This window comes from Rhodococcus oxybenzonivorans (genome assembly GCF_003130705.1).
In the GTDB taxonomy this organism is placed as follows: domain Bacteria; phylum Actinomycetota; class Actinomycetes; order Mycobacteriales; family Mycobacteriaceae; genus Rhodococcus_F; species Rhodococcus_F oxybenzonivorans.
Map to the genome: position 1 here is coordinate 355,415 of NZ_CP021354.1, position 13,918 is coordinate 369,332.

The window sequence follows — 13,918 nt, forward strand, 5'->3', positions numbered from 1 at the left end:
TCGGTGGTGACCCTGACGGAACCCGCGCGCGACACGGCGCCGGGAACCCTGACACTGGAGACACCCCGCTATCGCCGCACCCGGGAACGGCCCCGGTGGATCTCGATCCCCCTCCGATTCCTCGTCCCCGCGCTGCTCGTGGCCGGGTGGTGGATCGGGTCTTCCACCGGCATCCTCAGCCCCGAGATCCTCGCCGGACCGCCTGCGGTGTGGCTGGCCTTCGCGGAGCTGTACGAGTCGGGCCAGCTACTCGACTTCGGGATCGCGTCGCTGCAACGCGCGGCGCTGGGTGTGGGCTGCGGCGTCGTCATCGGGCTCGTGCTCGGAGTGCTGTCCGGACTCTCCGCACTCGGTGAGGAGCTCATCGACTCCACGATGCAGATCAACCGGGCGGTGCCGTTCCTTGCGCTCGTTCCGCTGTTCATCGCGTGGTTCGGCATCGACGAGACGTTCAAGGTCGTCCTCATCACCGTGGCAACCCTTGCTCCGATGTACGCGTACACCTACCTCGGAGTGCGCGGCGTCGACCGCAAGATGGTCGAGGCCGCCCGCGGGTTCGGGCTCACCGGCGGGCGGCTGGTGTTCGGCGCAATCCTGCCGACCGCACTGCCAGGAGTGTTGATGGGGCTGCGTATCTGCCTGTCGCTCAGCATCACCGGGCTCATCGCCGCCGAACAGGTGGGCACCCGCGAAGGGATCGGGTACCTCGTCACCCTCGCGCAGGAATACAACCGCACCGACTACATGGTTCTGTGCATCGTGTTGTATGCGGTTCTCGGGTTGATCTTCGACGCCGTCGTCCGGGTGATCGAGAAGTTCGCGATGCCGTGGCGGCAACTGTCGGTGACCCGATGAACACCACAGAGGCGCCGTTGCCGCCGCTCGCCCCCCGCGAACGCACCGCCACCACCGCAGCGGAACGACGAGCCGGGTCCCCACTTGCCGTGTCGCTGAAGGGAGTGCGGAAGTCGTTCGGCGACAAGCACGTACTCGCCGGAATCGACCTCGAGATCACCCGCGGCGAGTTCGTGGTCCTGCTCGGCCCGAGCGGTACCGGCAAGACGACACTCCTGCGACTGCTCTCGGGACTCGAGCCGCCGGACAGCGGCGACGTTCTGGTGCCGCGGCAACGCACGGTGGTGTACCAGGAACCGCGCTTGATCCCCTCCAAGCGTGTCCTGGCGAATGTGTCGGTCGGGCAACGTCGGTCACGCGTCACCCGCGAAAACGCCCAGCGTGCGCTGGCCGAAGTCAATCTCGGCGACAAACAGCGAGCCTGGCCCGCCACCCTGTCCGGCGGCGAAGCGCAACGGGTCGCACTCGCCCGTGCCCTGGTCCGCGAACCAGAACTGCTGCTACTCGACGAGCCCTTCGCCGCGCTCGACGCGCTGACCCGGTTACAGATGCAGGACCTCGTCGGCGACCTGGTGGCCCGTCACCGCCCGGCCGTTCTGCTCGTCACGCACGACGTCGACGAAGCGGTGCGCTTGGCCGACCGGGTACTGATCCTCGACAACGGCGGCTTCGCGGTGGACGTCGACATCGACCTCCCGCGTCCGCGGGACAGAAACGATCCCGACTCGCTCCGCTACCGCGCGACCTTCCTCGCCCAACTGGGAGTGGGACGCCATTCCCCACCAGATAAGGACAACTCATGACTGTGACGACCGGAACTGCGCTCGACACCCTCTGGTACACCCGCTGCCCGGTACCCACGGCGAGCGGCCTCGCGAACAATCTCGGCTGGCTCGGCCGGACCGCGGACGCCGCCGGAGTCGAATTCGGTGTCCTGCAGGACGCTGGTCCCGAACTGGCCGTGCGACATTTCGATCACCGACTGCCGGGCCTCATCCGGGAAGGCGGCAACGTGCCGGCCCTCGCCGCACGCGCCGAAGGTTCACCGACCCGGCTGATCGGACTCACCTGGATCGACGAGGCGCAGGCGATTCTCGTGCGCCCGGAGTCCGGTATCCGCGCGGCCGCCGAGCTGGCCGGGCTGCGCGTCGGCATCCCCGCCTGGGCCGCCGACCGGGCACGGAGCTTCCCGCGTGCGATGGCACTGCACGGCGTCGCCTCCGCGCTGCGCCTCGGCGGGCTCTCCTTCGCAGACGTAAAGCTCGTGGAGGTTGCGACGACGGCGGCTCCGCAGGTGCGCACCGCCAATCCCGACCGCAACACCACCTGGGGCATCGAGTCGCTGCTGGCGGGTGATGTCGATGCCGTGTACGTCAAGGGCGCCCGCGCCCAGGACGTGGCTCGGCAGCACGGGCTGGTCGTCGCGGTCGACCTCGATTCCACTGCCACGCTGCGGGATCGGGTGAACAATGGCACCCCACGCCCGGTCACCGTGCACGCCGACCTCCTCGAACACCGCCCCGACATCGTGATCGGCTTCCTCGCCGAGAGCCTGCGTGCCGCGGACTGGGCGGCGGCGAACGTGGAACAGGTACGTGCCGTCTTCCAGACCGAGACACAGTCCGGACCGGAAGGCGTCGTCGCGGCGTACGGCGAGAACTTCCACGAAGGGCTCCACCTGAACCTGTCCGAGGAGCGGGTCGACCTTCTCGGCGTCCAGAAACAGTTCCTGTACGCCCACGGCTTCCTCGCCAGGGATTTCGACCTCGAATCCTGGGTGTCGCGCGAACCCCTCGAGCAGGCCAACGCGCAGCTCGCCGCGGAGAAGGAGCCCACGACGTGACGGACTTCTACTGGGAGTTACCGTCCCGCGGTGACGGGCGCCGGGTCGCATCCGGGCTGAACACTCGTGGCGGGTTCGGGGCCGATCGTCCGGTGACGGTCGCCACCGATCCTCGTCCGGGCAAGCTCGGCCCCTTCGACGAACTCGCCCAGGTGATCCACGCCGCGGAATTGTCGGGAGTCGACGGAGTGATCGCTCCCTACGACCCGTCGGGTGAAGAATCCTGGGTGGTGGCCGCGGCGGCACTGCGGCAGACCCGGCACGCGCGGGTCGCGGTCGAATTCCATCCCGCCTTCGGCACTCCGGTGTACGCGGCGAAGATGTCCGCGACCCTGCAGAGGCTTTCCGGTGGACGGCTCGAGTGGCGACTGAAGGTCGGGACCGACCCGGCCGACGCCCGCGCTCGCGGCGACCGGGTGACGGGTCGGAACCGGTACGCGCGTGCGGACGAGTTCCTGACCGTGGCTCGCGGTGTGTGGAATGACAGCGAGGTCCTTCCGGGCGGATTCGGCGGCACCGGATACGACTTCGCCGGAAACCACTACGACGTGATCGACGGCGGATTCCGCGGCATCCTCTCCGGGCTTCCCTTCCCCGTCGTACACCTCACCGGGAATTCGGACGAGGCTGTGAGGTTGTCTGCCAAGCACGGTGACGTCCACCAATTCATGCTGACCGACACCGGGTACGAGACGTCCGCGCGCACCCTGGCCGACCGTGCACTCGAGCAGGGCAGGTCGGTGCGAAAGCTGTTGCGGCTGCCGATCATTGCGCGTGAGACGACGGACGAGGCGTGGGCGCGCGTCGAGCGGCTGTGGCGGGAGGCGCACCCGGACGGTGTGAGCGGCGACAGCCGCGCTCTCGCACGCGAGAACTCCCAGTGGTCGGGGTTCGACCGCCTCGGCTACGACCAGCCCATCGGCCTGATCGGCAGCTATGAGGACGTGGCCCGCGAGTTGTCGTCGTTCCGGGATATCGACGGCTTCGTCCTCACCGGCCGACCACACATCGAGGAACTTCACCGTGCGGGCGAACACCTGCTCCATCTCGTCGACCCCGCCGGACGCACCCTCGCCGGTCAGGAGGTACACGCATGAGTATCGACTTCTACTGGCGCATAGGCATGGAGGGCGACCACGCGTCACTGCGCACGCCGCGTCGCTACAACCGTGGCGATGCGGGCGGATACGGTCCCGGCAACATCGCGCCGGCGATTCGGAACGGTGAACTCGACGGCTACGGGTACATCGACCACATGGCGGCCGTGGCGAAGGCGTCCGAGTCTGCCGGCTTTCTCGGCGGGCTGCTGCCGTCGTTCCCCATGACGGACGATCCGTGGGCCACAGCGGCCGCGCTGGCCGCCGAGACCACCACGTACCGTTTCATGGTCGCCTTCCAGCCCGGTTTCCTCCACCCCCTGCAAGCGGCGAGGATGTCGGCGAGCCTGCAGCGGGCCACCGGTGGGCGACTGGTCTACAACATCATCAGCGGCGGTGGCGGCGCCCCGCAATTGTGGTGGGGTGACAAGGTCGATCACGACGACCGCTACACCCGGACCTCGGAGTTCCTCGACGTGCTCCGGGGCGTGTGGGACGGACGTCCGTTCGATTTCGACGGCCGCTTCTTCCGCACGGAAGGCGCCGCCCTGCCACCCGGCCTCGCCGGTCAACCGTTTCCCGAGGTGTACTTCTCCGGTTCCTCCGGCGCCGCGGTGGCTGCCGCGGGACGGCACGCGGACTACTACCTCTCCTGGCTCGAGCCGTACGCCGACCTGCGAGCCAAGTTCGACGGTGTGCGTGAGCATTCCGCGAAGCTCGGCCGCACACCGAAGTTCGCGGTGCGCATCGACGTCGTCGCTCGTCACACCGAGGAGGCCGCCTGGGCCGAGATCGAGAAGGGCTGGGCGTTCGTCGACAAGGGTGCCGCCGACCGTGCGGCGCAGGGTGATTCCGTCGGTGCGGCCCGTATCAAGGGGTGGGTGCCCGAACACATCACCGGGTACCGCGATCTCGAAGTTCAGCCGAACGTGTGGTGTGGGTTCAGCCTCATCCGCGGCGGCCCGGCCTTCGGACTGGTCGGCAGCTACGAACAGGTCGCCGAACGTCTCGACGAACTGCGTGAGCTCGGCGTGGACGCCTTCATCCTGGCCGGCAACCCTCACCTCGAGGAGGCATACCGCGTCGGTGAAGAAGTTCTTCCCCTCCTGCAACGCCAACCACTTCCCATTTTCGGACAGGACACACCATGACTACAACCGAGCATCGCGTGAACTCCGAGGTCACCACCTTCGTGGAGGCAGCGAGGCGCGCCGCGGACAAGGCTTTCGCCGTATTCCGGAGCACCGGTACCGTGTCGGCCAACGGCACCGTCAATTTCGTCGAACGGGTCCCGGGCACCGAGATCGCCGTCGCGCTGAACGATCCCGGCCCGTGGGCTGATGATCCCCACGTGTCACCGGTCGTGGCGACCTTCGACGGTGACGTGCTGTCGGGTAACGGTTCTGCCGGATTCGTCACCGGCTACGCCGCCGTCTTCCGGCAGCATCCCGAGATCACCAGCGTCGTCCACATCCACACACCGTGGCTCGGCGGCTGGGCGCAAACCCACCGCACCTTGCCGATCCGGTACGCCGCGTCACAGCGACTGACGCTCTCGCGGGAGATTCCGCCGCACATCGATCGTTCGCAGTCGGCGGGCGACTTCATCCTCGAGCGCCTGCAGGACGACCCGGACCTCGTGGCCATCTTCGAGGCCAACGGCGGTGTCAACGTGATCGGCCGCAACGGCCTGCTCGAGCTCGCAAAATTCGTCGTTCTCCTCGAAGAAGGCGCACAATTCCAGGCAATCGCCGAATCTCTCGGCGGTTCGGTCGAATTCGACCCCTCGAACCTCGCCGTGCAGTGGGGACGCTCGGGGCTCGCCGACGAGGCCCGCCGGCGCGGCCTCCTCTGATGTCCTCACCTTCCCCAAATCGAACAGAACAGGCAACGGCCATGACAGTCCGTGTCGGATACTTCCCGCACAATAACTCGCTTTTCGTGCTGCGGCACACAGGAATCCTCGAGCGTCGGCTACCCGACGTCGAATGGGTGGATCTGCGCAACCTTCCGTCGAAGCCGCCCGTCGATCCCACCAACGCCCTTCCGACCCTGCATTCCGACTGGCTGTTCGAGGACGGCGGCTACGACGTCATCGGCACCGGATTCACCCCGCCGATCACCGGCCTGGCGCACGACCGCGACCTCGTCTACATCGGCATCTCCGGGCCCCGCGTCGAAAACGGCCGCCTCGTCGTGAAGGCGGAGTCCGGCATCGACGCCGTCGAGGATCTTCGCGGAAAGCGCGTCGGCATCGCACACGGCTCATGGCAGACGACGCTGCTCCTGTTCGCGCTCGACCGGGCCGGGCTCACCTGGTCCGACATCGTTCCCGTTGACACCGACGTGCGCGGAGGCGGAGGCGAACTCGTCAGCGGAACCATCGATGCGTGGGTCGGCGCATACCCGGGGCTGGCGGAGATCGAAGCCGAGCACGCACTGCGCACGCTCGTCGAAACGGACGGACTCTTCAGCCACCCCTCGCTGTGGTTCACCCGCCGCGCCTTCGCGGAAAACAACGCCGAGCAGCTGCGGGCCGTCGTCGAGGCGCTGCAGGAGTCGGACGCCTGGATCGAGGCACACACGCGCGAAGCGGCGCAGTTCTTCGTCGACGACGTCGAGCGGCGTGGCGGCACCGCCAGTCTCGATGCCTGGGAAGCGGCGCTGCGCGGCCGGCCCTTCGGCATCCACCCGGTGACCGACGAATTCCTGGACGAACAGCAACACGCCGCCGACCTCCTGCTGGCCAACGGACTCCTCCCGCGGTCGATCCGGGTCCGCGACGCCGTGGTACCGGAGATCGGCGAGTTGGTCACCGCCGATCGCGCCGCCGTGTAGGCGGGGCTCCCGCGGCCAAGGGTCCGCGACTCGTGCGGTTCCCTTGTCTCCGCGGACGGGGAGGGGGAGGGTGGTGTTCCAGGACACCGTCACCCTTGCGGAGGCCGGACATGGACACCACGATCACCGAGATCGCACCCGACATCTACCGCATGTCGACGTACATCGACGACGCGAACCTGATCATGAACCAGTTCCTCGTCGACGGTGAGGAACCGCTGCTCTTCCACACCGGACAGCGGTTCCTCTTCCCCTCGGCATCCGAGGCGGTCGCTCGGCTGATCCCACTCGACCGATTGCGATGGATCACGTTCGGCCACGTCGAGGCCGACGAGTGCGGCGCGATGAACTCGTGGCTCGGGGTTGCGCCGCACGCCGAGGTCGCACATGGGGCGATGGGCTGCTTCGTGCAGGTGAACGACCTGGCCGACCGTATGCCTCGGCCCCTCGACGACGGCGACGTCCTCGAGACGGGGACGCGGCGGGTGCGCCACATCGACACCCCGCATGTCCCGCACGGTTGGGATGCGGGACTCATGTTCGAGGAGACGACGTCGACCCTGTTCTGTGGAGATTTGTTCACCGCGTTCGGTCATCATCCCGCCCTGACCGAAGAGGAGTTGCTCGGTCCGGCGCTGGACGGTGAGGACAACGGGAGGGCGACGTGCCTGACACCGGCGCTCGAACCGACCATCCGCGCATTGGCGGACCTCGAACCCTCAACCCTGGCACCTATGCATGCACCGGCCTTCACCGGCGACTGCGTCCAGGCGCTGCACGACCTCGCTTCCGCCTACGAGCAACGGTTCGAAGCCGAACGCGAACGGTACGCCGGCCGGCACTGACCCCCGCGTCCTAGGGGCGCGGGCAGCGGATGGGTTGCGCGGCTCCCGTCTGGGCACTCTGCATCGAGAGCGGCGCCGTACAACAGCGATGCGGCACCGGCCTTGCTCGAGCGACAGCGAAGGGGAACTTACGTGTCCGAGAAGAAGCCGTTGATCCCAGGAACACCCGGATCGGGAACACCGTCGGTCGACGAGCCGACCGAGCCCAGAGAGCCGCTTCCACCGAAGTCCGATCAGCGGTCGCCTGCATTGCGGACCGCGACGGGTGAGCCCGTCAAGGGTGCGGAGACGGCGAGGGGACAGAAGGGCGAGTACCTCACGACCGCGCAGGGGGCGCGTCTGTACGACACGGACCACTCGCTCAAAGCGGGGAAGCGGGGACCGACCCTCCTTCAGGATCACCATCTGCGGGAAAAGATCACACACTTCGATCACGAACGGATTCCCGAGCGGGTGGTCCACGCCCGGGGCGCTGCTGCGCACGGTGTGTTCCGCGGCTACGGCGCCGCCGAGCCGATCAGTAAGGCCGCATTCCTCGGCAAAGACGTCGAAACTCCCGTCTTCGTCCGGTTCTCGACTGTTCTCGGCTCGCGTGGTTCGGCAGACGCCGTCCGGGACACCCGCGGTTTCGCCACCAAGTTCTACACCAGCGAGGGCACCTTCGACCTGGTGGGCAACAACATTCCGGTCTTCTTCATCCAGGACGGAATCAAGTTCCCGGACATCATTCACGCCGGCAAACCGCATCCCGACCGCGAGATACCGCAGGCCCAGAGCGCCCACGACACCTTCTGGGACTTCGTGTCCCTCCACACCGAGGCGACGGCGCACACGCTGTGGAACATGTCCGACCGGGGCATCCCGCGGTCGTATCGGATGATGGAAGGCTTCGGTGTCAACACCTTCCGCATGATCAATGCAGACGGCGAAAGCACTCTGGTGAAGTTCCACTGGAAGCCGAAGCTTGGCGTGCACTCGCTGGTCTGGGAGGAAGCGCAGATCATCAACGGCATGGACCCCGACTTCCATCGACGCGATCTGGCCGATGCGATCGAAGCCGGTGCCTACCCGCAGTGGGAACTGGGAATCCAGGCGTTCCCGGACACTCCCGACCAGATGTTCGATGGAATCGACCTCCTCGACCCCACGAAGATCGTGCCGGAAGAATTGGCTCCGGTGCAGCCGATCGGCGTCATGACGTTGACGGCGAACCCGACCAACTTCTTCGCCGAGACGGAGCAGGTGGCGTTCCATCCCGGCCACCTCGTTCCCGGCATCGACGTGACCGACGATCCGCTGCTGCAGGCCCGGTTGTTCTCGTATCTCGATACACAGATCAGCCGGCTCGGTGGCCCGAACTTCGGGCAGATACCGATCAACCGTCCCCACACCGAGGTCAACGACATGCTGCGCGACGGCATGCACCAGACGGGAGTGCACCCCGGGGTCGCGCCGTACCGGCCCAATTCGCTCGACGGGGGATGCCCGTTCCTGGCCGGAGCAGACACCAGCGCCTTCGTCGAGGTGCCGGTGCCGATGCCGGAGTCGACGAAACTCCGGGGCGCCCCCGCGAGTTACGACGACCACTTCTCGCAGGCCCGGCTCTTCTACGCCAGCCTCACCGACATCGAACGCGCCCACGTCGCGCAGGCGTACACGTTCGAACTGGGGAAGTGCTACGAGCAGGCCATCAAGGAGCGGACACTCCGCGTTCTCGCCGAGATCGATACCGGCCTGTGTGCGGAGGTCGCTGCCGGCCTCGGACTCCCGGCCCCCGAGCCGACCGTCGCCCACGAGGCGCCGCCGATCGTCAGCCCCGCGCTGTCCCAGGTGGGCGCCGAGTGGCCGGTCGACGGCCGGATCATCGGCATCGTCGCGGACGAGACGTCGGACCTCGCCGAGGTGGCCGCAGCCGTGAAGACGATCGATGCGGGCGGGATGGTTCCGCTGGTCATCGGACCCCACGGCGGTGAACTCGGGTCGGGGAAGGAGGCGGTACCGGTGTCGCGCACGTTCCTGACGATGCGTTCGGTGGAATTCGACGCGATCCTCCTCGCCGCATCCCCGTCCGATCCTCGGTTGCTGGTGCTCGTCTCCGAGGCATTCCGTCACTGCAAGGCGATCGGCGGGTGGCCTGCCGGCCGCGATCTGCTCGTCGGCGCCGGCATCTCGGCCGATGCTCCCGGAATCGTCGTGGCGGACGAGACCGAGGGGCTGCTCGACGGCATGACGACGCTGATGCGGTCGCACCGGGTGTGGGAGCGGACCGTCTGATCGACAGCAGTACCAGGTGACCCGGCCCTACGGCCGGGTCACCGTTCGTTCGTAGGAACGAAATTCCTGCAACTGTGGCGCACGATACATCTTAGTGCTAAATTATTGAGCACTAAGGAAATGCCGAGTGCAGGAGTATCGATGACAACAGACGCAGACACCATCCCCATGATGGTCCGTCAGATGCGGGTCGAGTCCTCGGGCGTCGTCTCGCTCCGCCTCGAACGGCCCGACGGCGGGGCCGTCCACGAGTGGACCCCGGGTGCCCATCTGGATCTGCACCTGGGCGGCGGCACCGTGCGGCAGTACTCCCTCTGCGGCGATCCCGACGACAAGACCGGATACCGAGTCGCGGTCCTGCACGAGGCACACGGTCGCGGCGGGTCCCGGCACATTCACGAGACGCTGCGTCCCGGCGACACCGTTCCGGTGAGCCCACCGCGAAACAACTTCGAATTCCTTCCCTCTCCCCGCTACCTGTTCGTCGCCGGTGGAATCGGAATCACACCGCTCCTCGCAATGATCGGCGAAGCCACGCGGATGGGCGCCGCCTGGGAACTGCACTACGGCGGACGCTCCCGCGCGTCGATGGCATTCCTCGACGAACTGTCCGCGCACGGCGAACGGGTGCAGGTCGTCACCGAAGACGTGGACGGCATCCTCGACCTGAACGCTCTCCTCGGCGAGGTTCGCGATAACACCCTCGTCTACGCGTGCGGACCCGAAGGCCTGCTCGCCGCCATCGAGAACGTCGCCTCCGCGTGGCCCGAAGGGTCCATTCAGCTCGAACGTTTCAAAGCCAAGGAAATACCCGCCGACACGCTGGCCGGTGACCGGCCGGTCCGGGTCGTCTGCGAGCGGTCGGGCATCTCCACCACCGTCGCCGCCGACAGGACCGTCCTCGACGCGCTCGAGGAAGCCGGTGTCGACGTCCCCAACTCGTGCCGGGAAGGCATCTGCGGTACCTGCGAAACCCGTGTCCTGTGCGGCACCCCCGATCACCGTGACTCGCTGCTCTCGAGCGCCGAGCAGGAGTCCGGCACAACCATGATGATCTGCGTTTCCCGCGCCCGCTCCGACGAGCTGGTGCTGGACCTCTAGAAGGGAAGAACCATGAGTCTTTACCTGCAACCGCGGCAGGCCGGCACCACGGGCCCCACTCCGTACGAGCTCAAGCTTGCCGGTGCCATCGAAGAGGTCTTCGGTACCGGTGTGCACCACCTCGAGGGATTGGTGAAGGGGCTGAACGACCTCGGTATCTGCAGCCCGACTGGGGAACCGTGGACCCCCGACACGTTCACAGACGAGATGCGACGGATGGCGGCCTGAACATGGTGAATCGACTGAACAAGACGGCACTGACCAGCGACGAGATCTTCGCCACCGGCATGCGGAACCAATGGCACGCGGTCTGTCCCTCGGACTTCGTCGCGCGCGGCGACATGAAGAAGGTGCGACGCCTCGGCGAGGACTGGCTTCTCTTCCGTCAGTCCGACGGAAGCCTCCGCATGCTCGCCGACAGGTGCCCGCACCGCGGAGCGCCGCTGTCGCAGGGACAGCACCTCGGCGACCGGGTCGCCTGCAAATATCACGGGGTCCAGGTCGACGTCGGCGGAACCGTCGTGTCCGTGCCGGGAATGCCCGGGTGCAATCTCGAGGGAAAGCGGCTCGTCACCAGCCTCCCGGTGCGTGAGGTGGCCGGCGCAGTCCTGGCATGGTTCGGCACGGATCCGGACGCCGAACCGGGTCCCCTCGACCTCCCCGAACGCCTGGTGGACGACGGTATTTCCCGTTTCCTCTGCTACGCCGAATGGAAGGCGCCCTGGCGCTTCACCCTCGAGAACCTGCTCGATCCGATGCACGGCGCGTTCCTGCACCGCGAGTCGCATTCGATGTTCGGCGGGGAAACGTCCGCCAAGTTCCGCATCCGGGAAACCGATCGCGGGTTCTTCTTCGAGAAGACCGATCAGCGCGGCGTGAACTTCGACTGGGTCGAATTCTGCCGGACCGGAGTCGACTGGGTCGACCTGGAAATCCCGTACCCGCCCACCGCAGGCCCCGGCGGATCGTTCGGCATCGTCGGGATGGGAACGCCCATCGACGCCGAGACCACCGCCGTCTTCTTCTGGCGGTACCGCCGGGTGGAGGGCTGGGAGCGCGACGTCTGGCGCTTCCTCTACCGCACGAAACTCGAGGAGCGGCACTGGGCGGTTCTCGAACAGGACCGGGTCATGCTCGAGGCGATGGCCGCCGACGCCGACCAGGCCGAGAACCTCTACCAGCACGACCTCGGGGTCATTCGCCTGCGCCGTCTCTACCGGAGCCAGGCCGCAGCGCAGGCGGAGGCGCTCGCTGGAGCGTAAGGTCGCGCGGGTTGACTTGAATGAAGTGTCAACCAAGAATGTGTGACGGCCGACACGTCGGGAGCCGGCCGGTACGAGGAGGCGCGAGCGGTGCACGAAAACGACGGCGTTGCGGATCGGTGTGCGTTGATCGAGGTGGCGGGTCGTTGCTTCGCGGAGCTCGGATACGACAAGACCACGGAGGCGGTCATCGCGGAGAACGCCGGCAGGTCGGTGACAGACTTCCGTCGGCACTTCCGGTCCACGAAGGACGCATTTCATGCGGTGGCCGCCGCCGTGTTCGAGAAGTTCCTCGAAGCGCAGCGCACCGCGGTACCGCCGGACGCGGACCCTCGTACCGTCCTGGGCGCGGCCACTGCCGCATTCATCGACACCGTCTACAGCGTCGGCCGGCTCTTCACCGTCATCGAAGCGCGGGCGGCCGTCGACCCCGTGGTCGGTGAGCAGCTGTCGCAGGCGCACACCCGGATCCTGGCCCGGTACACCCGCTTCATCGAAAGGCTGGACGAGGCCGGGATCGCACGGCCCTGCGCCGAGGCCGCCCAGCTCGCCCGCAAGCTGTCGGATGCGCAGTGGCGGGGAGCCGCCCACCTGATCGGCGCCTCCCCGGACGAGCAACGTCGGTTCATCGTCGAGATGACGGCGGCAGCCGAACGCTTCATCGGATTCGACTGCGACACCGAACTCGTCGAGAGGCCGGCCTGCTGAACCAGGTCCCCAGGTGAGGGACGTCTGGTTGTCTCCCTAGGTGAGGGGCGTCTGGTTGTCGACGATCGAATGTTCGAGTTTGCGGAGCAGTTCCGCGAGTGACGCCTGATCCTTCGCGGACATACCACTGAGAATTCGCGCCTCGTTCGCGAAGTGGGCCTCCGCCACCTTCTCGATCACCCGAAGGCCCTCGTCGGTGAGCTGTGCGTACACGATCCGGCGGTCTTCGGCGTCCCGCTCACGCTCGACGAGACCCGCCTTCTCCAGCCGGTCGACCCGAAGGGTCACGCCCCCGGTGGTCACGAGAGCGGACTCCGCCAACTGCCCGGACGTCATCCGGTAGGGCGGACCCGAACGCCGCAGCGCGGCGAGCACATCAAACGACGCCATGTTGATGCCGTGCTCTTCGAACACGACAGCCAGCGAGGCCTGGTAACGCAGGTACGAACGGTGCAAGCGGCCCAGAACCTTCAGTGGACTCACATCCAGCTCAGGCCACTGGTGCGCCCACTGATCGACGATGTCGTCGACGGCGTCACGGTCGGGAACCGGGCGTTGCGTCACCGGGGCGCCTCCTGAACTTTGTGGGTCCTGAACTGTTGAGTCCCAAGGTATCGGATTGTCGGGAGGAGGGGACGCGCCGCGGGTCCCCGTCCGGTGTGTCGAGGACGGGGACCCGCGGTCGTCTGGTCGGGGGAGTGGCTCAGCGGCCACCGACTGCGGCGACGGCGTCGATCTCCGCGATCGCGCCGTACGGGAGGCTACTCACCTCGAGGAAGGTGCGGGCTGGGCGCGGCTCGTCGAAGATGCGCTCGAACTGCCGGTTGGCCTCTTCACGCAGGGTCAGGTCGGTGACGTAGTAGGTCAGCTTCACGACGTCCTGAAGCTGACCACCCACGGTGGCGAGGCGATCGACCATCCGGTCCACGGCGGCGTCGAGAGCTTCGGTGCGCCCGGGTACGGCAACGCCCTCGGCGTCGACGGACAGGGCACCCGAAACGAAGGCCAACCCTCCGGCGACCACGGCCGGGCTGTAGGGGTGATGGGCGGAGACTTCAGTCATGGACATGGGGACTCGCTTTCGAAGTAGGCGTC

General features: G+C 67.1%; 15 protein-coding genes. 13 read left to right on the forward strand and 2 right to left on the reverse strand.

Features of this window, described 5'->3' with window-relative positions:
• The first annotated feature begins 3 nt into the window (after window positions 1-3).
• The 13 genes from CBI38_RS01780 to CBI38_RS01840 all read left to right on the forward strand — a co-directional run bounded on the left by CBI38_RS01780 (window position 4) and on the right by CBI38_RS01840 (window position 12,823).
• Window positions 4-855, forward strand: a complete 852-nt coding sequence (locus CBI38_RS01780; protein ID WP_109334793.1) for an ABC transporter permease — start codon at window positions 4-6, stop codon at window positions 853-855.
• Entirely contained in the window at window positions 852-1,658 is an 807-nt protein-coding gene (locus CBI38_RS01785) for an ABC transporter ATP-binding protein (protein WP_109334792.1), read from the forward strand. The genes CBI38_RS01780 and CBI38_RS01785 overlap by 4 nt, the downstream gene beginning before the upstream one ends.
• On the forward strand, window positions 1,655-2,698 hold the full coding sequence (locus CBI38_RS01790; RefSeq protein WP_109325896.1) for an ABC transporter substrate-binding protein: 1,044 nt from the start codon (window positions 1,655-1,657) through the stop codon (window positions 2,696-2,698). The genes CBI38_RS01785 and CBI38_RS01790 overlap by 4 nt, the downstream gene beginning before the upstream one ends.
• A complete protein-coding gene (locus CBI38_RS01795) occupies window positions 2,695-3,795 on the forward strand; it encodes an LLM class flavin-dependent oxidoreductase (protein WP_109325898.1) in 1,101 nt (366 codons plus the stop codon). Before CBI38_RS01790 ends, CBI38_RS01795 begins: the two co-directional genes overlap by 4 nt.
• Complete coding sequence (locus CBI38_RS01800) at window positions 3,792-4,946, forward strand: LLM class flavin-dependent oxidoreductase (RefSeq protein WP_109325906.1); 1,155 nt, start codon at window positions 3,792-3,794, stop codon at window positions 4,944-4,946. The genes CBI38_RS01795 and CBI38_RS01800 overlap by 4 nt, the downstream gene beginning before the upstream one ends.
• Window positions 4,943-5,650, forward strand: a complete 708-nt coding sequence (locus CBI38_RS01805) for a class II aldolase/adducin family protein (protein ID WP_109325907.1) — start codon at window positions 4,943-4,945, stop codon at window positions 5,648-5,650. Before CBI38_RS01800 ends, CBI38_RS01805 begins: the two co-directional genes overlap by 4 nt.
• A gap of 41 nt (window positions 5,651-5,691) precedes the next feature.
• The gene (locus CBI38_RS01810) at window positions 5,692-6,633 is read left to right on the forward strand and encodes an ABC transporter substrate-binding protein (RefSeq protein WP_109325908.1); all 942 of its coding nucleotides are present in this window, start codon (window positions 5,692-5,694) and stop codon (window positions 6,631-6,633) included.
• 110 nt (window positions 6,634-6,743) lie between these two features.
• The gene (locus CBI38_RS01815) at window positions 6,744-7,478 is read left to right on the forward strand and encodes an oxygen-binding di-iron domain-containing protein (protein ID WP_109325909.1); all 735 of its coding nucleotides are present in this window, start codon (window positions 6,744-6,746) and stop codon (window positions 7,476-7,478) included.
• 132 nt (window positions 7,479-7,610) lie between these two features.
• Complete coding sequence (locus CBI38_RS01820; RefSeq protein WP_109325910.1) at window positions 7,611-9,752, forward strand: catalase; 2,142 nt, start codon at window positions 7,611-7,613, stop codon at window positions 9,750-9,752.
• Between the two features lie 141 nt (window positions 9,753-9,893).
• Window positions 9,894-10,853, forward strand: coding sequence for a PDR/VanB family oxidoreductase (locus CBI38_RS01825; protein ID WP_204164863.1), 960 nt, complete (start codon window positions 9,894-9,896; stop codon window positions 10,851-10,853).
• A gap of 12 nt (window positions 10,854-10,865) precedes the next feature.
• Complete coding sequence (locus CBI38_RS01830) at window positions 10,866-11,081, forward strand: recombinase-like helix-turn-helix domain-containing protein (RefSeq protein ID WP_109325911.1); 216 nt, start codon at window positions 10,866-10,868, stop codon at window positions 11,079-11,081.
• 2 nt (window positions 11,082-11,083) lie between these two features.
• On the forward strand, window positions 11,084-12,115 hold the full coding sequence (locus CBI38_RS01835; protein WP_109325912.1) for an aromatic ring-hydroxylating oxygenase subunit alpha: 1,032 nt from the start codon (window positions 11,084-11,086) through the stop codon (window positions 12,113-12,115).
• 42 nt (window positions 12,116-12,157) lie between these two features.
• On the forward strand, window positions 12,158-12,823 hold the full coding sequence (locus CBI38_RS01840; protein WP_230990052.1) for a TetR/AcrR family transcriptional regulator: 666 nt from the start codon (window positions 12,158-12,160) through the stop codon (window positions 12,821-12,823).
• A gap of 36 nt (window positions 12,824-12,859) precedes the next feature.
• On the opposite strand, the gene CBI38_RS01845 is transcribed toward CBI38_RS01840, so the two are convergent.
• Together CBI38_RS01845 and CBI38_RS01850 are read right to left on the reverse strand one after the other, a co-directional pair.
• Window positions 12,860-13,387, reverse strand: coding sequence for a MarR family winged helix-turn-helix transcriptional regulator (locus CBI38_RS01845; RefSeq protein WP_109325913.1), 528 nt, complete (start codon window positions 13,385-13,387; stop codon window positions 12,860-12,862).
• 139 nt (window positions 13,388-13,526) lie between these two features.
• Window positions 13,527-13,892: a RidA family protein gene (locus CBI38_RS01850; protein ID WP_109325915.1), complete on the reverse strand. Its 366-nt coding sequence runs from the start codon at window positions 13,890-13,892 to the stop codon at window positions 13,527-13,529.
• Window positions 13,893-13,918 lie beyond the last annotated feature (26 nt).

Coding starts and splice junctions, on each gene's coding strand:
- CBI38_RS01815 (WP_109325909.1), top strand. CDS start 6,744: ATGGACACCACGATCACCGAGATCGCACCCGACATCTACCGCATGTCG.
- CBI38_RS01785 (WP_109334792.1), top strand. CDS start 852: ATGAACACCACAGAGGCGCCGTTGCCGCCGCTCGCCCCCCGCGAACGC.
- CBI38_RS01800 (WP_109325906.1), top strand. CDS start 3,792: ATGAGTATCGACTTCTACTGGCGCATAGGCATGGAGGGCGACCACGCG.
- CBI38_RS01810 (WP_109325908.1), top strand. CDS start 5,692: ATGACAGTCCGTGTCGGATACTTCCCGCACAATAACTCGCTTTTCGTG.
- CBI38_RS01850 (WP_109325915.1), bottom strand. CDS start 13,892: ATGTCCATGACTGAAGTCTCCGCCCATCACCCCTACAGCCCGGCCGTG.
- CBI38_RS01830 (WP_109325911.1), top strand. CDS start 10,866: ATGAGTCTTTACCTGCAACCGCGGCAGGCCGGCACCACGGGCCCCACT.
- CBI38_RS01825 (WP_204164863.1), top strand. CDS start 9,894: ATGACAACAGACGCAGACACCATCCCCATGATGGTCCGTCAGATGCGG.
- CBI38_RS01835 (WP_109325912.1), top strand. CDS start 11,084: ATGGTGAATCGACTGAACAAGACGGCACTGACCAGCGACGAGATCTTC.
- CBI38_RS01805 (WP_109325907.1), top strand. CDS start 4,943: ATGACTACAACCGAGCATCGCGTGAACTCCGAGGTCACCACCTTCGTG.
- CBI38_RS01790 (WP_109325896.1), top strand. CDS start 1,655: ATGACTGTGACGACCGGAACTGCGCTCGACACCCTCTGGTACACCCGC.